This is a genomic window from Devosia sp. (assembly GCF_039927955.1).
Classification (GTDB): Bacteria; Pseudomonadota; Alphaproteobacteria; order Rhizobiales; family Devosiaceae; genus Devosia.
In genome coordinates this window covers 12,704-32,571 of sequence record NZ_JBDSUA010000016.1, presented here as the reverse complement: position 1 = coordinate 32,571, position 19,868 = coordinate 12,704, and the positions used below count along the sequence as shown (strand labels likewise).

Sequence of the window (19,868 nt, the reverse complement as noted above, 5' to 3'; positions counted from 1 at the left end):
ACCGCGCCTGATCAGATGCGCACCACCACACCGGGGACAATCCATCCCATCCTCCTGAGCAAATCACTTGCACAGCACAAGAATCCAAAAAGGATCGTAGGTAAACAGTTCCCACAAGGGGGGAGGGTGTCGACTGAAAAATTTCGCTTCCACCGCACCGGCAGTCGGGATCACCCTCCCCTTTGTGGGGAGGGACGCGAGATAGGACTTGGCTTGCTAAGTCCGTCATCGAGCAGGGTGGGGGTATGCCTCCGCATCCACTATGCCGTCATCTCAACCCGACGTGATTTGCTTCCGCCCTGCCCCGGGCGGAAACTTCGCGGATGAAGAAAATTGCCCTCATGATCTGTGCCATCCTGCTGTTCACCGGCCCGGTGCTGGCGCAATTTCCGCCGCCCGGCATCTACAAATGCGTCGATGCGGCCGGCACCGATTTTGGCACGCTGACGCTGTTCGCGGCAGGCGATTACGAGATCACCTCCACCGTCATCCCCAGCGGCAAAGGCCAGGTGGCTTCCGCCGGCACCAGCGTCAACGCGCTGACCGGCCCCTTGGCCAATATTCATTTGAAGGGCAGTTTCTCGTCCAACGACATGGGCGAGGCCACATTCATTTTCGATACCGACAAGGGCAAGCTGCAGTGTGACCTGCCGCCGCTGTAGGCGGCGACGGATGCTTCTGCCTACCCTTCTCCCCTTGTGGGAGAAGGTGGCGCGCAGCACCGGATGAGGGGTCTGCGATGGCTGAGAGATACCCCTCACCCGTCCTTCGGGCACCCTCTCCCACAAGGGGAGAGGGTGGTCCTCAGTTACCCCGCAACCTTCGAGAAATCCGCCACCAGATGCATGGTATCGCGCAGCCGCGCCAGCAGGTTCAGGCGATTGGCGCGCACTGCCGCGTCGGCATCATTGACCAGCACCGCGGTAAAGAACGCATCCACCGGCTTGCGCAACGTCCCCAGCTCCGCCATCGCGCCCTTGTAGTCATCGCGGCCAACATGCTGGGCAACAGCGGCATGAACCGCATCGACTGCGAAGGCCAGATCGGTTTCTTCGGCGAGCGTCAACACCGCCTGTTCCACTGCCCCAGCGTAAGTCAGCCCGTCCTTTTTCTGCTCGGCCACCAGAATATTGGCCGCGCGCTTGTACCCGGCCAGCAAGTTGACACCGTCCTCAGACGACAGCAGCGAGGACAGGGCTTCAACGCGCCCAGTGATGCTTGGAATAGGTGATCCAGTAACGAGAGACCCGTTAGCAAAGACCGCATCGACTAAATCGTAAGCGATTCCGGCTTCTCTCAGTTGACCTTTGAGACGCTCATTTAAGAACGCCATCAAATCGTTAAGCGGATCATAGTCCAGAGGAATCTGCCCCGGAACCTGCCAGTTGTGATCAACGATGACCTTTCGAATGTTTAGGTCCAAGTTGTTCTCGGCAGCAATTCTAATGACGCCAAGCGCGGCGCGGCGTAGAGCAAATGGATCTCGGGAACCTGTAGGCCGCTCGTTTATCGCCCAGAAGCTAGAAAGCAGATCCAGCTTATCGGCCAGCGCCACCGCGATCGAGACCGGATCGGTCGGCACCTTGTCGGTGGGCCCGAGCGGCTTGTAGTGCAGTTCGACGGCGTCGGCGATGTCCTTGGGTTCGCCCTGCGCGGTGGCGTAGTACCGCCCCATCAGCCCCTGCAATTCGGGGAATTCACCCACCATGCCGGTGACCAGATCGGCCTTGGCCAGCATGGCGGCGCGCTTGGCGCGTTCCGGATCGGCGCCCACCAGCGGGGCTATTGCGCCGGCCAGTTTGACCAGCCGTTCGACGCGGGCAAACTGGGTGCCGAGCTTGGCGTGGAACACCATGTCTTCGAGCTTGGGCAAGCCGTTTTCCAGTGGCAGCGCCAGGTCGCCCTTGTAGAAGAATACCGCATCACTGAGGCGCGCGCGGATGACGCGCTCATTGCCGGCAGTGATGATCTTGCCGTCGTCGGCAGCGATGGTGTTGGACGTAATGATGAAGTTGGGCGCCAGCTTGCCCGCCGCATCGCGCAGGCAGAAGCATTTCTGGTTGGCGCGGATGGTGGCGATGATCACTTCCTCGGGCAGGCTGAGGAACACCGGATCGAACGAGCCCATCATCACCACCGGCCATTCGACCAGCCCGGCGACTTCTTCGAGCAGGCCCTCATCGGCGATCACCGTCAGCCCTTGCGCGAAGGCCAGCTGCTCGGCGTCGTTGCGGATGATGTCCTTGCGACGGTCGAGGTCCAACACCACCTTGGCGCGCTCGAGCGCCGTCACGTAATCATCGAACCGCCGTACCCTGATGGCGTCAGGCGCAAGGAACCGATGGCCGAACGTGGTCTGGCCCGAGGTCAGTTCGTTGGACGTGAACGGGATCACCACCGGTTCGTCGTTTTCGGTGCCGAAGGTCGCGGTAATGGCACGCAGCGGGCGCACCCAGGCAAAACTGCCATTGCCCCAGCGCATGGATTTGGCCCAAGAAAAATCGGTCAAAATCCTGGGCAGGATCGCCGCCAGCAGATCGACCGCCTCGGCACCCGGCTTGTCGATATGGGCAACATAAAAGTCGCCCTTTTTCGGATCGCTTTCGATCTTGGCCTGATCGAGCGAGGTCAGCCCGGCGGCGCGCAGAAAGCCATCGACGGCCTGTTGCGGCGCACCGACCTTGGGGCCTTTCTTTTCTTCACGCGTATCGGCCGAGCGCTGTGGCAGCCCGGTCACGGTCAGCGCCAGGCGGCGCGGCGTGACGAACGCCTTGGCACCCTCATAGATCAGACCCGCATCGACCAGCGCATTGGTCACGGCTTTTTTCAGATCATCGGCCGCGCGACGCTGAAAGCGGGCGGGGATTTCCTCGGAAAACAGTTCAAGCAGCAATTCGGGCATGGCAGGACCAGTCAGTTAGGGCGCGGTTTGCTTAGCTTGGGGAGGGCTTGTTGTCTATCGGAAGTGCGCTGGCCTCCCAGTCGTCACCCTCGCCCCTTGAGGGACTTGGAGGTGGTGGCGCAGCCACAAACCGCTCCAGTGGAGCGGTTTGAACCGAGCAAGGACAGATTTTCCGCGTTCAGCAGAAAATCAGGGTGAGGGGTTGCCGCCACATGTGCTGAGCAAACAAGAGACCCCTCATCCGCCCTTCGGGCACCTTCTCCCTCAAGGGGAGAAGGGAAGAGGGTGTCGTCACCACCCGCCCCCGCCGCCGCCCCCGCCACCACCGCCGGACGAGCCACCGCCGCCGCCGCCGGACGAGGAGGACTGCACCGGCTGTGCCGCCACCATCGCCGCGCTCATCGAACTGGCGGCAGCGGATACGGCGCTGGAGATGTTATTGGTCGAAAAGTCCCGACCGCCCGAATACCAGTACGGCGCATAGACCGCGCCGGCCGCCATGCCGTCTACGGCATTGGCCGCCAGCAGTTTTTCAAAATGGCCGGACCAGGCCTTTTCCACGCCCAGCGCGATGGCAAAGGGCAGGATGGCCTCGAACCGATTCACCGTCATCGGCGGTTCTTTTTCCATGTTGAGGCGGTTCTTTTCGGCGGTGTCCATATACATCTTGAACCCGTCGATCTCGTCCATCTTCTTGCGGCCTTCAACGGTTGGCGCGCGCATCAGGTGGATGAACATCAAGATGATGGCCACGATCGACGCGGCGGCAATCGCGGCGTTGGACAGCTCCAGCGTGCTCAGCGCGGTCACCGCGCCGCCGAGGAAGTTGACGCCGGCAACCACGACCCAGATCAGCAGCATGACGCGGCTGAAGATCGAGCCGCCCAGCATGGCCTTGCCCACATTGCTGATAATGACCACGATCACGCCGGCCACCACGGCGCCGATCAGCCATGGAATATCCAGATATCCGGCCAGCACCATGATGCCAAGCATGGCCGCACCGATGGCGATGCCCACGCCGGTATAGCCCCAATTGTCGCGAAACCAGGTGCCGTTGTTCCCCGCTTCGATGGCGGCAACGAACTCGGCGCGCTTTTTCTCCAGTGTCGGCCCGGTGGATTTGTTGACGGTCACCCCCTGGCCGGAATTGAAATAGGCAAACACCTTGTCTTCGCCGGGGGACAGCGGCGCGTCGGGGCGCTTGCCGGTCGGCTTGACCGTCAGGTCGCCGGTGTTGTCGATGGTCACCAGACCTTTGACGCCGAGGTCAAAGATCGAGGCGGTAAAGGCGGTCCAGCCGTTCTTTTTCCAGCCCCAGTTGCTGATGTAATGTGCCAGCCCGGGTGATAGCCCGTCGGGCGCGTGGAACAGTGGAATGACCACGCCCTTTTTCGGGTCGCGGCCAACTGCGCCCCAGGCCCAGGTGAAATAGAGCAGCGTGATTAGTGCACCGATGCCGGGAATAATCGCATCCTGCCGATCCTCGAACCAATACCAGAACTTGGTCAGCGAGGATGGCTCGACCAGAATGCCCTTCTGGAACGACACCGCATAGGTCATGCCCTGGCCCGGCGCGAGTTCGACATTGGTGCGGATCAGCGCCTTGTTTTCGCCTTTCCGGGTGATGGTCACGTCCTGTGCCTTGGAGCCGACAGCGCCGGTATAGCCCGAGATATCGGTGATCACCGCGCCGTCCGGCAATTGCACCGTTGCGGCGGATTCAAGGATCGGGAAGTTCCAATAATTGCCGGTGGCGTTCCAGTACACTTCGTCATGGTCGGCAAAGAACCGGCCCATGCGGTTCATCGTGTACTTGATCTCGTAGTTGATAACGCCGTTATCGAGCCACACATCGCCGTCGCCGATCCAGATGCGGATGAAATTGCCCATTCGCTCGGTATGAAATGGCTCGTCGGCAGTGTCGCGCTTGACGCTGATGACATTGAGGTCCGGGCGGACCTTGTTGCCCTGATCGTCGATCATCACCACCGGGATATCGCGGTAGATACCGTGGTGGATTTCGATGTTTTCGACATTGACCGACAGGGATTCGGTGACGGCGACCGAGCCATCCGCCGCCAGAACCAGGTTCGAGGTAAACGAGCGGATTTCCTCGGATGCTGTTGCTGGCAGCGCCAGCAACAGCATCATCGAGAAGGTAGCAATGACCAGCCTGATGGCGGCGCGCATGTCGATCAGAACTTGACGGTCGGCACGGCGCGATCGGCTGGGCTGTCCAGTTCGAAATACTGGGCCTTTTCAAACTTGAAAGCATTGGCGATCAGGTTCGAAGGGAAGCTCTCCACCGCAGTGTTCAGGTTGCGCACGGAGCCGTTGTAATAGCGGCGAGCCAGCTGGATTTCGTCTTCGACCTTTTGCAGCGCGGCCTGGAACTCGAGGAACGTGGTATTGGCCTTGAGGTCCGGATAGGCCTCGGCGGTGGCGATCAGCCGGCCCAGCGCACCCGAGAGCTGGCCTTCGGCTGCAGCGCGTTCGGCGGGGGTACCATTGGCGGCGCTGGTGGCGCCAGCGCGGGCATTGGTCACCGCTTCGAGCGTTTCACGCTCGTGGGACATATAGCCCTTAACGGTTTCGAGCAGGTTGGGGATCAGGTCGGTACGGCGCTTGAGCTGCACGTCGATGCCCGACCAGCCTTCGGCAGACATCTGCCGGGTCGAGACCAGGTTGTTATAGGTAACGACGGCATAGCCGGCCACGACCACGATAATGCCGAGAATGATCCAGAGTGTCATGTGCCCCTCCATGAGCGGCAAATGCGTGGCCGCCGAGCGAGCGGACATTGGCACCCGCCATGGCGAATCGCAACGGGGATCGGACCCGGTTTGTTCTGCTCTGCTAGAGATTTACCGGCGGAAAGCTGCCGTTTTGCTGGCGTGTCTTGCGGATCGGGGTGAAATCCCACCAGGCCAGCGCCTCGCCGGTCTTTGCCTGATGTATGGCGGCAGCAAAGGTATCGTGCACACAAGGATCATGGCGGGCCTGCGTTAGCGCACAAAGCCGCAGATAGAGCGCATCGGCGTCCTCCTTGGCGAGATCGGCAACGCTGGTAATTCCAAGCAGCTTGAAATCCAGCAGCATGGCGGGGCCGATATTGCGCAAGCCAGCCAGGCCCTCGCGCGCCGCCTTGGCTTTGGTTGCCATGGCAGGGTCAGTCCACCCCGCCGCCCGAAGTCTGCAGCCACGCCGTGCCGCAGGCCTTGGCCAGATCGCGGATGCGCAGGATGTAGCTCTGGCGTTCGGTGACCGAGATGACGCCGCGTGCGTCGAGCATGTTGAAGTTATGTGAGGCCTTGATCACCTGCTCGTAGGCCGGCACGGCCATGGTGTGGCGATTGCCGTTGGCGCTCTTTTCCAGGATCGCCTTGCACTCGTTTTCCGCATCCAGGAAATGGCGGAACAGGATTTCGGTGTCGGCGGCTTCGAAATTGTATTTCGAAAATTCCTGCTCGTTCTGCAGGAACACGTCGCCATAGGTGACCTTTTCGTCGCCTTCGCGGCCGTTGAAATTCAGGTCATAGACGTTTTCCACGCCCTGCACATACATGGCCAGACGCTCCAGCCCATAGGTGATTTCGCCCGGCACCGGCGAGCACTCAAAGCCGGCGACCTGCTGGAAATAGGTGAACTGGCTGACTTCCATGCCGTCGCACCAGCACTCCCAGCCCAAGCCCCAGGCGCCCAGCGTCGGGCTTTCCCAGTCGTCCTCGACAAAGCGCACATCGTGCAGCGAAATGTCCAGGCCAATGGCGGCCAGCGAGCGCAGATACAGGTCCTGCATATCGGCCGGCGATGGCTTGAGGATCACCTGGAACTGGTAATAGTGCTGCAGGCGATTGGGATTTTCACCATAGCGCCCGTCCTTGGGGCGGCGGCTCGGCTGCACATAGGCGGCCTTCCACGGCTTGGGACCAAGTGCGCGCAAGGTGGTCGCGGTGTGGAACGTTCCAGCGCCCATCTGCATGTCATAGGGCTGCAGGATGACACAACCCTGCTCCGCCCAGAATTGCTGCAATGTCAGCAGCAGTCCCTGGAAGGAATTGCGCGGGTCCATGTGAGCTGGGCGGTCGGTCATCGGAAGTATCCTATGTGTAGGACATTCCTCTAGTTTGACCACCCGGGGCGGTCAATGGTCGGTGCTGTTGGATTTGACGCATATCGATGCTATGTTCGTAGAGCAATTTATCTGATGCAGGATGCGGGGCCAATGCCAACAAAAGGACAGCACGTCGTGCCGAATGGCGGCAAATGGAGCGTTCGCCGCGCTGGTGCGTCCCGCGTGAGTGGAACTTTTGTCACGCAGCAGGAAGCAATCGAGCGAGCGCGCGAACTTGCTAAAAATCAGTCGACGGAACTCTATGTCCACGGACGAGATGGCCGGATTCGCGAACGAACATCTTATGGCGCAGACCCAGTGCCGTCTAAGGGCTAATGCAGCGTGCCGATGTTCGAAAGCTCGGTCTTTATCAATTGCCCGTTCGACAAGGAATTCGAGCCCATATTGCAGGCTATGCTGTTTTGCGTGACCTACGCGGGATTGACACCTCGCATTGCGACTGAAGCTGCCGACGGCGCCGACGTTCGGCTACTCAAAATCATCGATCTTATTCAAAACAGCATGTTCTCCATCCATGATTTGAGCCGGATCGAAGCTAAAACGGCGGGTGAATACTTTCGACTAAATATGCCTTTCGAGTTGGGCTTAGATTATGGGTGCCGGCAGTTTTTCGGCAAGGGCCGTGAAACCAAGAAGATGTTGATCCTAGAGGCTAAGCCCTACCGATACCAAGCTGCTATTTCTGATCTGGCGGGATGCGACATCCAAGCTCACGCCAATGACTTCCAAAAGGCCACCAGAAAAGTTCGCAATTGGCTGGTCAGCGAAGCTGGTATCGCTTTGGATGGACCCGCAAAAATACTTGGCGCCTATGCTGACTTTCAGGAATGGTACTACGAGCGTCAACTGGCGGCGGGTTTTGACGACGACGACATTCAGGATTATCCGACGTCAGAGCTGCTTGCAGCAATGACTGAATGGGTTGCACTCGGAAAGCCCGTCTAGTTAGCGTTTCTCATTCTTGCCGCCCGGGCGGAAAGTGCCATCGTCGTCGCGCTTGAGATCGATGACATCGGGACGCTGGCGTTCGCTCAGGTCGCGGGCCCGACGACGTTCCTTTTCGGCCGCCTCGTCGTTGCGAAACTGGCTGGTCACGTCACGCCAGATCTTGGAAACACCGAGATAGATGGCGATGCCAATGGCACCGAAAATCAGCACGCGCAGCAAAAGGGCCGTCATCGCGTTGCGCCCCGGCCAGCGATCGTCACATCAATCAGCGTCATGCTCGTTCCCCGATCCGCCAGTGATTTAGGGTGGTTGGTGGCAAATTACCAGCCAAGGCGGGCCTCGCCGCGGAAAATGGCATCAAATTGCGGCGCGAAGCTGCGCCCCTCCGCTCCGTGCAATGCCCGGCTCGCCAGCATGGTGAGCGGCGCTCGCGAGCCCTTGATGGCGCGGATCAGGATGCGCGATGCTGGCTCGTCGGGGCGTGGGCTGAGCGGCATTATGGTAATGGCGCCAAAGCGTTGCTCGAATGCAGCGAGCAAAGGCGACAGCGACTGCACCGGATAAATGAAAATAATTTCTCCGCCCGGTGCTGCGCTGGCAGCAGCAGTCTTGACCCATAGATCCAGCGCTTGCGCGCTCATATGGCGGGCAGTGGCGCGCCCGGCATCGGCCGCCAGCGTTCCCGCCGCATCGTCGAAAAATGGCGGATTGGCTATAACGCTAGTGAAATGGTCCGTCGCCAGCCCTGCGGCTTTGCGCTCGGCGCCCTTGGCGAGCACGTCGAGCGCGATGAAGGTCATCCGCCCAGTCATGCCTGCCGTCGCCGCATTTTCCTCGGCCAATGTTCCCATGTCGGCATTGTGATCGAGCAGCACCGCCCGCGCCTGAGGGTTATGCGTCAGTGCCACCAGGCTGGCCGTGCCCACGCCGGCGCCAAGATCAAGCAGGTCCAGGCTGTGCGGGTTGATCGAAGCGCCCAGCAGCACACTGTCGAGCCCGGCCCGGAATCCGGTGCGAGGCTGCGTCACAGTGAGGCGGCCACCCAAAAAGGCATCGTGGGTCAGCGTTTGGGGTTTTACAAATTCTGCTGGCTGGTCTAGGGACATCGCACCCAAATGGACGGTTCGGAGCGCTATCTTATAGACGCACTGGTCGGGGTCTCAACCAGTTTTGCCGGGGGATGGCAAACCAGGACGGTGTGGTGGTGTCGGTTCTGACGCAGACAAAACAGCAGGAAAGCCCGAGCGCCATTGACCGGCTGCTGACCCAAACCCATGCCGACATGGCCAGGGTCAACACGCTGATCCTTGAGCGCGCCAATTCGCACGTCGATATGGTGCCCGAACTGGCCCGTTATCTGATCGACAGTGGCGGCAAGCGGCTGCGTCCGATGCTGACCGTCGCGGCAGCCGCGCTGTTTGGCAGCGGCAAGGGCCACGCCATCAATTTTGCCGCCGCCGTCGAGTTCATGCACAACGCCACGCTGCTGCACGATGATGTGGTCGACGAGAGTGACATGCGCCGGGGCAAGCCTGCTGCGCGGATGATCTGGGGCAATCAAGCCAGCGTGCTGGTCGGCGATTTCCTGCTCGGCCAAGCCTTCATGATGATGGTGGAAACCCGCGATATCGAGGCGCTGGGCGTGCTCGCCGCCGCTGCTGCCGCCATGGCCGAGGGCGAGGTGTTCCAACTGGCCAAGACCGGCGATCTGGCGACGTCAGCCGAAGATTATGCCGAAGTCATTCGCGCCAAGACCGCCACGCTGTTCCAGGCCGCCTGCGAAGTGGGCGCCATGGCGGGAGAGGCCGACGAGGCCGGGCGCACGGCGCTGCGCGCCTATGGGCTGGAACTGGGCAATGCGTTCCAACTGGTCGATGACGTGCTCGACTATCGCGGCGAAACCGGCACCATCGGCAAAAATCGTGGTGACGACCTGCGCGAAGGCAAGATGACCCTGCCGGTGATCCTGGCGCTGGCCGAAGGCAACGAAGCCGAGCAGAAGATCATCACCTCGGCGCTCGGCGATGCCGAAGCCAGCGACGAGCAGGTCCGCGCCGTGGTGACCATCATGGAGCGCTACAATACTCTTGGCCGCACCATGGACAAGGCCCACTTCCATGCGCGTGCTGCGGCGGACGCGCTCTCGCCTCTACCCCAGTCCGCGCTGCGTGATCTGCTGGCCGACGTGGTCGAGTTCAGCGTTTCGCGCGCTTACTAACTCTCCGGCACGATCAGCGGCGCTGCGGCGACCCAATAGCCCGAGGTCTGCGACCGCAATTCGTGCGCGGCCTGATGCGCCTGCGCGCTGGAGCCGAATAACCCGAATACGGTCGCGCCTGAACCCGACATGCGGGACAGGATACAGCCCTGGGCATCGCGCAGGCGCTCGACCAGTTCCCCGATCACCGGCACGATCTTGCGCGCCGGCGGTTCGAGATCGTTGCGGGTTTCGGCCAGCCAGATGCCCAGCTGGGCGGGGCGGGTCAGCGGCGAGGGCAGTTCGGGCAATGGGTAATTGTCGTGCGAGCGCAAGCGGCGGAACACGTCGGCGGTTGAAACCTCGATCAGCGGATTGACCAGCACCACGTGGCAGGCCGGAAACGCCGCCAGTGGGGTGAGTTTTTCGCCGACGCCCTGCGCCAGCAGAGGCACGGACAGCAGGCACATCGGCACGTCCGCGCCGAGCCGGGCGGCCAGCGCCATCAGTTCATCCATCGGGATCGGCGCTTTGCCGAGCGACGACATCAGGCGCAATGCCGCCGCCGCATCGGCCGAGCCGCCGCCAAGACCCGCCGCAACCGGCAGGTTCTTGCTCAGCGTCAGTGCCAGTCCGGTGTCGACATGGTCCGGCCAGGCCTGCCGGAACGCCGCCACCGCCCGCGCCACCAGATTGCTGCTGCCGCTGCTCAGCCCTTTGGAAAACGGCCCGATGATCGCCAGCGAGTCAACCGGGGCGGCATAGGCCTCCAGCTCGTCGGCGACGTCGGCAAAGGCGACGAGGCTTTCGAGGTCATGATATCCGTCGGCCCGCTTGGCCGTGACATGCAGCGCCAGGTTGATCTTGGCCGGCGCCGCTTCCAGCGCCAGTGGAGGCGATGCCAATCAGTTTGCTGCCGGAGCCACCGGAGCCGCGTCCATGGCATCCGGGGCCGGCGCCATCGGCTCGCCATCGACTTCTGGTTCTGCGGCTGGAGCGGCGGGCGTCGGGGTAATCGCCTCGGCCTTGGTCACTGGTGAGTCATTGGGTGCAGATGCTGCCAGCTTGGGCGCCACCCGGGCCTTGACCTCGCCAATCGTATCGACGGCGGAGGCGATATTCCACTGGAAGCGCGCTTCCAAAGCTCGTCCGGCCTTGAGATAGGCATCGCCCAGATGATCGTTGATTTCGGGATCATTGGGCATCAACTGCACAGCCTGTTCGAGCGTCGCCACCGCTTCGGGATTGCGCCCCAGCTTGTAGAAAGCCCAGCCCAGGCTATCGACCACATAGCCATCCTGCGGGCTGGCATCCACGGCCTTCTGGATCATTGCCAGCGCCTCATCGAGATGGATGTCCTTGTCGATCCAGGTGTAGCCCAGATAGTTCAGCACGGCGGGCTGGTCTGGATACAAATCCAGCGCCTTGAGGAAGTCAGTCTCGGCCTTGGGCCATTGCTTGGCGCGCTCATAGGCAATGCCGCGCACGTAATAGAACCGCCAGTCGGAATTTTTTTCGCCACCGGTCAATGCCAGCGCCTTGGTGTAGGTTTGCGCTGCTGCATCATACTGCTCGTCATAGCGCTGCATGTCGCCGAGCACCGAGAGCGCATCAAGATCGGTCGGGTTGGTCGCCACGATATTGCTCAGGCGGCGCAGTGCTTCCGGGCGGTCGCCCAGCGTTTCCAGGTTTTGCGCAATCCGCACGACCGCAGTTGGCTTCATCACCGAATTGGCGGGGATGCCGTCATAGATTTCATTGGCCAGTTCCTGCCGTCCGGCTTCATCGAGCAATTGCCCCAGCGCCAACGAAATCACGTCCGCATTGGGATCGAGGTAAAGCGCCATGCGCAGGAAAACGATCGACAGTTCGGTGCTGCCGTCGCGCGACAGCGCTACGCCGATACCATGATACATTTCGGCCGCACCGACCTGTACACTGGTAACAAAGGCGCCCGGATGGCGCTTTTCAGCGACGGCCTTCTTGACCTCGGTGACCACTGGATGGGTCAGCCCCTGATCCTCGAACGAGTCGATTGTAGCCTGCGCTTCATCGAACTGGTCGTCATTGGCCAGCATGCGTGAATAGACTTCGACAATGCGCGCCACGTTCGGTTCGGCATCATAGGCCTTGCCGGCCAGATCGATGGCTTTTTTGGTGTCACCTTCGGCTTCGGCCATCAGGGCGCGATGGAAAACCAGAAAATCTTCGAGCCCATTGCTGGACAGTTGGTCGAGCAATTCGTCGGCCTTGGCCGTCTGTTTATCGCCGACAAAGGCCCATGCCCGCAGGATGGAGCCGGTAATGGCGGTAAAGCTGTCCTGGCTGGCCACCGCAAGGATAGCTTCAGTCTGGGAATAGTCCCCGTCCTTGAGCGCCTGCGTGCCGAGTAACAACTTTGCCAATTCGTTGGAGGGATCGACATCGAGCAGATGCTTGGCGACCGATGCGGCCTCCTTCATCTGGCCGTCGGCTGCCAAGGCGGTAAAGGCGCGTTCGACCAGCACCGGGTCATCCCAATTGATCCGCGCCGCCGACATGAAATAGTCCGCAGCCTCGTGCGTGCGCAGGTCCTTGAGCGCCTGGACGCCGGCAACAAAATTGCCGGTCTTGCTCGGGATCAAACCTCGCAGGATCTGCTGGGCCAGGTCGGCCGCCGAAGTGGCCGCATGCGCCGGGGCGATAGCGCCGCTGAGGGCGACGACCACAAAAAGCGGGCGCATGAGACGGTTCAGAAACTGTGTCACGAGGCTGGTAACTCCCTTGGCCCTGGCGGGCCGATTTCACTGCAAAGATTGTCTATTTTAGGACCGCGCCGCAAGGGGACACGCAATAGTGTGACATTGCTGGTCAAAGCGAGGTTTTTGTACGCGTTACAGACCTGAATAATTCGGCCCGCTGCCCCCTTCGGGCGGCACCCAGGTGATGTTCTGGGCGGGGTCCTTGATGTCGCAGGTTTTGCAATGCACGCAATTGGCGGCATGGATGCGAAACACCGGCGCACCGCCCTCCGTCGCCATTTCGTAAACGCCCGCAGGGCAATAGAGCGGCGCCGGTTCGCCAAACCTGGGCAGGTTGTCGCGCACCGGCACTGCCGGATCGGCCAGTTTGAGGTGGATCGGCTGATCTTCATCATGGGCAAGGTTGGCCAGAAACACCGACGCTGCCCGATCAAACCGGGTTTTACCATCGGGGCGCTCATAGCTTTTGGTGGGCTGATCCGCCTTGAGACGCAGCGCTGCATAATCCGCCTTGGCGTGCTTGAGCGTGCCGAGCAGCGAGCGGCCGAGAATCGCCGTCACCCACATTTCGACGCCCGCCAGCCCCACACCGATGATCGAGCCGAACCGTGACCACAGCGGTTTGACATTGCGTACGGCCATCAGCTCTTTTTCGATACCGCTGTCGAACACCTTGTGTTCAAGCGTCTCCAACCGGTCATGCGACCGCCCCGCCGCAATCGCCTCGCCAACGGCATCAGCAGCGCCAATACCGGAGAGGATGGCGTTGTGAATGGCCTTGAGGCGGGGCGCATTCATGAAGCCTGCCGCGCAGCCAATCAGCGCGCCACCCGGAAACACCAGATCGGGGATCGACTGCCAACCACCCGAGGTCAGCGCGCGGGCGCCGTAGCTCAGGCGCGTGGCGCCCTCCAGCAAACGTGCGATGGATTTATGCGTCTTGAAGCGCTGGAATTCGTCAAACGGGGACAGCGTCGGATTGGCATAATCCAGATGCACTACCAGCCCCAGATACAGCTTGCGGTCCTGCGCATGATAGGCAAAGCCGCCGCCCGATGTGTTCATATCCAGCGGAAAGCCGAGATAATGATCGACCTTGCCGGGCTGGTGCCGGTCAGCCGGAATTTCCCACACTTCCTTGATTCCGAGCCCGTATTTTTGCGGGCTCTTGGCCTTATCCAGTTCAAAGTCCCGGATCAGCCCCTTGGCCAGCGACCCACGCGCGCCTTCGGCGATCAGAGTGTACTTGGCTTCCAGCGCAATCCCCGCCGCAAAGCCTGGCTTTTCGTTGCCATCACGGTCGCGGCCCAGATCGCCGGTGATGATGCCGGTGACGTTGCCCGCTGCGTCCGTCAGCACCTCGACCGCCGCCGTCATCGGGAACACATCGACGCCGAGCGCCGCCGCCTGCTCCCCCAGCCAGCGTACCAGATCACCCAGGCTGACGATGACGCCATTGCTGGTTTTCAACTGTGGCGGCAGCAGCAGATGCGGGAAGGTGAAATCCGCGCTGGCGCTCAAGAAATGATAGTCGTCGCGGGTGACATCGGGACCAACCGGCGCGCCCTTGAGCCGCCAGTCCGGGATCAGCGCATCAAGCCCCACCGGGTCCATCACTGCACCTGACAGGATATGCCCACCGATTTCAGCGGCTTTTTCCACCACCGTTACGGCAATATCGGGATGACGCTGCTTCAGCCGGATCGCCGCCGCCAACCCGGACGGGCCCGCGCCAACGATGAGCACGTCGGTCGGCAGGGTTTCGCGGTTGCCGGCTTGGGCCATCCAGTCGCCTCGGTATCGTGGAAATCTCGGTCCTGCCGGGCAAAACCCGGTGACCCCTTTAGCGGTTCATGCTCTAACAGAATTCATGGCCGAAGATCGACCCCTGAATAACGCCGAAATGGTCTCGGTGCTCGAATGGTATCGGGCCGCCGGGGTTGACCTTGCCGTGCAGGACGAGCCGGTCAACCGTTTCGCGCAAGTTGCAGCGCCCAATCGCCGCCCCGCCCTGCCCCCGCAGCGGGAGATTGTGGCCCCGACCCCGATCACCGCCTCGCTGGCGGCCGACCCGGGCGAAGCGCGCTCGCTTGCCGCCAGCGCCCAGACGCTCGGCGAATTGCAGCGCCTGCTCGATGCCTACGATGGTTGCGGGCTGAAGCAACGCGCCACCCAGTTGGTGTTCGCCGATGGCAATCCCGAGGCCGACATCATGCTGATCGGCGAAGCCCCCGGCGCCGAAGAGGATCGCCAGGGCAAGCCGTTCGTCGGTAAATCCGGCCAATTGCTGGACCGCATGCTGGCCGCCATCGGGCTGGATCGCACCAAGGTCTATATCGCCAATACCGTGCCGTGGCGCCCGCCCGGCAACCGCACCCCCACGCCCGAAGAAATGGCCCTGTGCATGCCATTCCTCAACCGGCAGGTCGAACTGGTGGCACCCAAAATCATCGTCACGCTGGGCGGCCCGGCGATGCAGTCGATCTTTGCCACCACCACGGGCATTCTCAAGATGCGCGGCAAGTGGAGCCAGGTCACAGTCGGCAATCATGCCGCCGAAGCAATGCCGACGCTGCACACCGCCTATCTGCTGCGCTCCCCGGCGGCCAAGCATCAAGCCTGGAGCGATCTGCTCAGCCTGCGGATGAAACTGGATGCGCTGGGGCTTTAAGCCGTTCTCTGGCTGCGGCCACCACACAGGCTCAGGCGCGCCGTCCCATCAAAACAATTTGCGCTTTGCCCCACTTTTGACGTGCCAATTGCCGATGCCGCGCTATGGTCACCGTCGCGTGATTTGATCCTTCCATTCCAGACGCGAAGAACGCCATGATGTCGGTTATCAAGATTTACGCCCTGTTCCTGGGCTCGGCGCTGCTGATGTTCGGCGGCGGGCTGCAAGGCCTGCTGCTGTCGGTGCGCGGCGCCGAAGAGCATTTTTCGCTGCTGTCGCTGGGCCTGATCGGCACCGGCTGGTCGGTGGGGTTTGTTGCCGGCTCGATCACCGTGCCGCTGGTGGTGCGCAAGGTCGGCCATATCCGGGCCTTTTCGGTGATGGCGGCGATTGGCACCATCACCATCCTGCTCAATCTGCTGTGGATCAACGATGTCAGCTGGATCGTGTTACGTGCGCTCTCCGGCTTCTGCTTTGCCGGCGCCGCGATGATCGTTGAAAGCTGGCTCAACGAAGTGGCCGACAACAAGAGCCGCGGCACCATCTTTTCGATCTATGTGACCATCAACATGGCCGCCTCGACGCTCGGGCAGATCGCCATGTCGGTGACCGGCGTCACCGGCTATCTGCCGTTTGTCGTCGGTGCCATCAGTTTTATCTGCGCCGTGCTGCCCACCGCGCTGACCTCAAGCCCGCAGCCGCGGCCGCTGGCGTCGGCCCGTCTTGATGTGCGGCTGCTCTACAAGACCTCGCCGGTCGCCGCGATTGCCGCCTTTTCCGTCGGCATGGCCAATGGCGCCTTCGGCACGCTGGCGCCGGTTTACGGTTATGAGCAAGGCCTGGACGCCAGCGGCATTGCCGTACTGTTTGCCATCGCCGCCATTCTGGGTGCCGTTGCGCAGGTGCCGTTTGGGCGCCTCTCCGACAAGATCGATCGCCGCCTGGTGCTGATCGGGCTGTCCGGTTTTGCTTCCATCGTCGGCGCGCTGACCGTCATCATCAATCCGGGTGCCAACTGGATGATGTATGTGCTGTTTGCGGCCTATGGCTTTGCCGCCAATCCGATCTACGCGGTGGCCGTGGCCCATGCCAATGACTATGCCAAGGATGGCGATTTCGCCAAGATCGCCGGCGGCATGCTGCTGATCCTGGGCACGGGCCTTGCCATTGGTCCCGCGGTCGCCTCGCTGATCATGAATGCCTATCACCCGGTCGGGCTGTTTATCGTCACCGCCGCCTTCCATGGCGCGCTGGCGGTCACGGCCTATTTGCGCATGCGGGTGCGCAAAAGCGTCGATGTGGCCGGCCGCGCGCGCTTCCGCCCCATGGGTAATGACAAGCAGGTGACGCCAGAATCAGTGGCGCTCGATCCGCGCGCCGACAGCGACGATATCCCCAGCCGCGATCCGGCCTCTCATGTGGAAGACAGCGATGTTCAAGTCAGCCCTTAATCCTGAGCGGCAGTTCAAGCCGCTGTCGATCGCCGTCATCGCCGTGTCCGATACGCGCACGCTGGAAACCGACACCGCCGGCGCCTTGCTGGTCTCGCTGCTGGAAGCCGATGGGCATCGCTGCGCCGCCCGCGTCGTGGTGCGCGACGATATCCAGTTGATCCGCCAGGCCGTGCAGAATTTCGTCGCCGACCCCAAGGTCGATGTGGTGCTAACCACCGGCGGCACCGGCTTTTCGGGGCGCGACGTCACCCCCGAGGCCGTTGAGCCTTTGTTCGATAAGCGTATGGAGGGTTTCTCCGTGCTGTTCCACCAATATTCGGCGACCACGGTGGGCACCTCCTCGATGCAATCCCGCGCCACGGCCGGGCTGATCGGCACCACCTTCGTGTTCTGCCTGCCGGGCTCGCGCGGCGCCTGCCGCGACGCCTGGGAAGCCATCCTGTCCCACCAGCTCGATTACCGGCACTCGCCCTGCAACCTCGTCGAACTGATGCCGCGGCTCGACGAACGCTAGGATTTGGCGGGGAACTGGGGTTCAGCGGGCTGCAATCGAGCCCGTTGCTTGCAGGTGTTCACAAACCACGCGGTTTGCTGTACTGCTCCGCGCAATCGACCAATATTGTCGGTGCAAAACCTCTGGGGAAACCCGGTCGCGGCGGCCGCAATGATCTCAATATGCCCCGATCCGATCAGCCGAATGCTCGGCGCGTCCACGGGGCTGCTCAGGAGCCCTTATGGCTAAAGAAGACGTGCTCGAATTTCCGGGCGTGGTGACCGAACTGCTTCCCAACGCGACCTTCCGGGTCAAGCTGGAAAACGGCCACGAAATCATCGCCCACACCGCCGGCAAGCTGCGCAAGAACCGTATCCGCGTTCTGGCTGGCGACAAGGTGTTGTGCGAAATGACGCCGTACGATCTGACCAAGGGCCGCTTGACCTACCGCTTCCGGTAAGCGTCGCGGCCGGCGGGCCACTTCTTCCAGTTATGCCAATGAAAAGGCGCCGGATCCGCATCCGGCGCCTGTTGGCGTTGCTATCGACCAGCCTAGTGCCCGTGGCCCATGTCGCCCGGCATGCCGGATTCCGGTGGCTTGGTGATGAATAGCGAGATCACCACGGCAGCCAGCGAAATCACTGCGCCGGTGATGAACGCGATGTGCAGACCGCCAGAGGTTGCCGCTACCAGATCAGCCCCGCCCAGCCCGAGCTGGGTGGATTGCAGTGTGAACAGCGCCACGAACAGGGCCGTGCCGGCCGCACCCGCCACCTGCTGGGTGGTGCCGATCATGGCGCTGCCATGGGAGTAAAGATTGGGTGGCAAGGCGCCAAGGCTCACGGTGAACAGCGGCGTAAACATCAGCGCCAGGCCAACGCTCATCAACAGATGCACCACCAGCACCAGCCAGAACGAGGTATCGGGCGTTACCAGCGTCAGCGTCCACAGCGCTACCGCCAGGATTACCGAGCCAGGAATGACCAAGGGACGCGGACCATACTTGTCATAGTATTTGCCCACGGTTGGCGCGCACAGGCCCATGATCAGCCCGCCCGGCAGCAGCAGCAGGCCGGTATGGAGCACGTCAAAGTGCAGCACGTTCTGCAGATAGATCGGGATCAGGATGAAGGCGCCGAACATCGACATCATCAGGATCGACATCATCACCACCGCCAGCGTGAAGGTGGTGGACGTGAGCGTGCGCAGATCGAGCAGCGCCCGGTCCTGCTTCTGCAAGCCAAGCTGGCGGAACACGAAGATGACAATGGTCGCCGCACCGATCACCAGCGGGATCCAGGCCGGCAGCGTGCCCGGTTCTGGGTTCACATTGCCGATGCCGCTGACGCCATAGACGAAGCCACCAAAACCGATGATCGACAGCAGGATCGACAGCACGTCGATCGGTGCATCCTTGGGCGTGGTGACATTGCGGATGCGGGATGCGCCCAGCGCCAGCGCGCCCAGGGCGATCGGCAGCACCAGGATGAACATCCAGCGCCAGTCGAGCACGGACAGGATCAGCCCGGAAATCGTCGGCCCGATGGCTGGTGCCACCGAAATCACGATGGAGATATTGCCCATGGTCTTGCCGCGCGATTCCGGCGGCACCAGATGCATCACCGTGGTCATCAGCAGCGGCATCATGATCGCGGTGCCCGAGGCCTGCACGATGCGGCCAATCACCAGCATGGCAAAGCCCGGCGACAGCGCCGAGATCAGCGTGCCGGCCGAAAACAGCGACATGGCGAGGATAAACACCGGCCTGGTATTGAGCTTTTGCAGCAGGAAGCCGGTAATCGGGATCACCACGGCCATGGTCAGCATGAACGCCGTGGTCAGCCATTGTGCGGAACTGGCCGGAATATTGAGATCCTTCATCAGGTGCGGCAGCGCCACGCCCATGATGGTTTCGTTCAGGATCACCACGAAGGCGGAAATCAGCAGCAGGCCGATCACCAGTTTGTTGCGGGCGGCCATGTCTTCGGTGATTGGTGCGCTTGCGGGCGCGGCGTCGAACGTCGTTGTCTGGTCCGTCATGATCGGTTCCTCATGGTGGGCATTGAAGCCTCATCCCTACGACGAATGGCTCCGGTGATTTTCGACATCACCCTAGAAACAAGCCCTGACAGACCCTGTCAGCAGCCCGTCAATTCAACAGGCTGTTTGGTATTTCACAGCTTGGCTTCCGTCAATGCTAAATTATCCGCTTAACTATTGCCGGCGCTCTTGTCGCGGTTTCGGACTGCCCCATATGTATGGCAGGCAGGCGCAGGCGGTCCAGGTTTTCTGGCGCAAGGCTGCCTCTCGCAGAATTGTAGTTC

Annotated in this window: 19 protein-coding genes; 8 read left to right on the top strand and 11 right to left on the bottom strand. The window is 61.7% G+C overall.

Annotation, left to right across the window (positions count from 1 at the left end):
• Nucleotides 1–323: 323 nt before the first annotated feature.
• Nucleotides 324–662: a hypothetical protein gene (locus ABIT12_RS05550; protein WP_348043626.1), complete on the top strand. Its 339-nt coding sequence runs from the start codon at nucleotides 324–326 to the stop codon at nucleotides 660–662.
• A gap of 146 nt (nucleotides 663–808) precedes the next feature.
• On the opposite strand, the gene glyS is transcribed toward ABIT12_RS05550, so the two are convergent.
• The 5 genes from glyS to ABIT12_RS05525 form a co-directional block, all read right to left on the bottom strand.
• Nucleotides 809–2,902: a glycine--tRNA ligase subunit beta gene (gene glyS / locus ABIT12_RS05545; protein ID WP_348043624.1), complete on the bottom strand. Its 2,094-nt coding sequence runs from the start codon at nucleotides 2,900–2,902 to the stop codon at nucleotides 809–811.
• A 291-nt stretch (nucleotides 2,903–3,193) separates the two neighbouring features.
• Entirely contained in the window at nucleotides 3,194–5,095 is a 1,902-nt protein-coding gene (locus ABIT12_RS05540; RefSeq protein ID WP_348043622.1) for a DUF2207 domain-containing protein, read from the bottom strand.
• A gap of 5 nt (nucleotides 5,096–5,100) precedes the next feature.
• Nucleotides 5,101–5,658 (bottom strand): LemA family protein, encoded by a 558-nt coding sequence (locus ABIT12_RS05535; RefSeq protein ID WP_348043620.1) that lies wholly within the window; start codon nucleotides 5,656–5,658, stop codon nucleotides 5,101–5,103.
• A 103-nt stretch (nucleotides 5,659–5,761) separates the two neighbouring features.
• Complete coding sequence (locus ABIT12_RS05530) at nucleotides 5,762–6,067, bottom strand: helix-hairpin-helix domain-containing protein (protein ID WP_348043618.1); 306 nt, start codon at nucleotides 6,065–6,067, stop codon at nucleotides 5,762–5,764.
• 7 nt (nucleotides 6,068–6,074) lie between these two features.
• Entirely contained in the window at nucleotides 6,075–6,998 is a 924-nt protein-coding gene (locus ABIT12_RS05525) for a glycine--tRNA ligase subunit alpha (RefSeq protein WP_348043616.1), read from the bottom strand.
• Between the two features lie 54 nt (nucleotides 6,999–7,052).
• Between ABIT12_RS05525 and ABIT12_RS05520 the strand changes: the two genes are divergently transcribed.
• Together ABIT12_RS05520 and ABIT12_RS05515 are read left to right on the top strand one after the other, a co-directional pair.
• A complete protein-coding gene (locus tag ABIT12_RS05520) occupies nucleotides 7,053–7,355 on the top strand; it encodes a DUF2188 domain-containing protein (RefSeq protein WP_348043614.1) in 303 nt (100 codons plus the stop codon).
• 12 nt (nucleotides 7,356–7,367) lie between these two features.
• On the top strand, nucleotides 7,368–7,985 hold the full coding sequence (locus tag ABIT12_RS05515) for a hypothetical protein (protein WP_348043612.1): 618 nt from the start codon (nucleotides 7,368–7,370) through the stop codon (nucleotides 7,983–7,985).
• On the opposite strand, the gene ABIT12_RS05510 is transcribed toward ABIT12_RS05515, so the two are convergent.
• Together ABIT12_RS05510 and ABIT12_RS05505 are read right to left on the bottom strand one after the other, a co-directional pair.
• Nucleotides 7,986–8,219 (bottom strand): hypothetical protein, encoded by a 234-nt coding sequence (locus ABIT12_RS05510; protein WP_348043610.1) that lies wholly within the window; start codon nucleotides 8,217–8,219, stop codon nucleotides 7,986–7,988.
• Nucleotides 8,220–8,308: 89 nt separating this feature from the next.
• Nucleotides 8,309–9,016 (bottom strand): methyltransferase, encoded by a 708-nt coding sequence (locus ABIT12_RS05505; protein ID WP_348043608.1) that lies wholly within the window; start codon nucleotides 9,014–9,016, stop codon nucleotides 8,309–8,311.
• A 152-nt stretch (nucleotides 9,017–9,168) separates the two neighbouring features.
• Between ABIT12_RS05505 and ABIT12_RS05500 the strand changes: the two genes are divergently transcribed.
• Nucleotides 9,169–10,206 (top strand): polyprenyl synthetase family protein, encoded by a 1,038-nt coding sequence (locus tag ABIT12_RS05500; protein ID WP_348043606.1) that lies wholly within the window; start codon nucleotides 9,169–9,171, stop codon nucleotides 10,204–10,206.
• Here the strand turns inward: ABIT12_RS05500 and ABIT12_RS05495 are convergent.
• The 3 genes from ABIT12_RS05495 to ABIT12_RS05485 form a co-directional block, all read right to left on the bottom strand.
• Nucleotides 10,203–11,090 (bottom strand): 4-(cytidine 5'-diphospho)-2-C-methyl-D-erythritol kinase, encoded by an 888-nt coding sequence (locus ABIT12_RS05495; protein WP_348043604.1) that lies wholly within the window; start codon nucleotides 11,088–11,090, stop codon nucleotides 10,203–10,205. The genes ABIT12_RS05500 and ABIT12_RS05495 overlap by 4 nt on opposite strands.
• Nucleotides 11,091–12,908, bottom strand: coding sequence for a tetratricopeptide repeat protein (locus ABIT12_RS05490; protein WP_348043602.1), 1,818 nt, complete (start codon nucleotides 12,906–12,908; stop codon nucleotides 11,091–11,093).
• A 150-nt stretch (nucleotides 12,909–13,058) separates the two neighbouring features.
• Entirely contained in the window at nucleotides 13,059–14,711 is a 1,653-nt protein-coding gene (locus tag ABIT12_RS05485; protein WP_348043600.1) for an electron transfer flavoprotein-ubiquinone oxidoreductase, read from the bottom strand.
• Nucleotides 14,712–14,796: 85 nt separating this feature from the next.
• On the opposite strand from ABIT12_RS05485, the gene ABIT12_RS05480 reads away from it, so the two are divergent.
• The 4 genes from ABIT12_RS05480 (at nucleotide 14,797) to infA (ending at nucleotide 18,004) form a co-directional block, all read left to right on the top strand.
• Nucleotides 14,797–15,597, top strand: a complete 801-nt coding sequence (locus tag ABIT12_RS05480; RefSeq protein WP_348043598.1) for a uracil-DNA glycosylase — start codon at nucleotides 14,797–14,799, stop codon at nucleotides 15,595–15,597.
• Between the two features lie 155 nt (nucleotides 15,598–15,752).
• On the top strand, nucleotides 15,753–17,048 hold the full coding sequence (locus ABIT12_RS05475) for an MFS transporter (protein ID WP_348043596.1): 1,296 nt from the start codon (nucleotides 15,753–15,755) through the stop codon (nucleotides 17,046–17,048).
• On the top strand, nucleotides 17,029–17,565 hold the full coding sequence (gene moaB / locus ABIT12_RS05470) for a molybdenum cofactor biosynthesis protein B (RefSeq protein ID WP_348043594.1): 537 nt from the start codon (nucleotides 17,029–17,031) through the stop codon (nucleotides 17,563–17,565). The genes ABIT12_RS05475 and moaB overlap by 20 nt, the downstream gene beginning before the upstream one ends.
• A gap of 220 nt (nucleotides 17,566–17,785) precedes the next feature.
• Nucleotides 17,786–18,004: a translation initiation factor IF-1 gene (infA, locus tag ABIT12_RS05465; protein ID WP_348043592.1), complete on the top strand. Its 219-nt coding sequence runs from the start codon at nucleotides 17,786–17,788 to the stop codon at nucleotides 18,002–18,004.
• 92 nt (nucleotides 18,005–18,096) lie between these two features.
• Here the strand turns inward: infA and ABIT12_RS05460 are convergent, their stop codons facing one another.
• Entirely contained in the window at nucleotides 18,097–19,584 is a 1,488-nt protein-coding gene (locus tag ABIT12_RS05460; protein ID WP_348043590.1) for an MDR family MFS transporter, read from the bottom strand.
• Nucleotides 19,585–19,868: the final 284 nt, after the last annotated feature.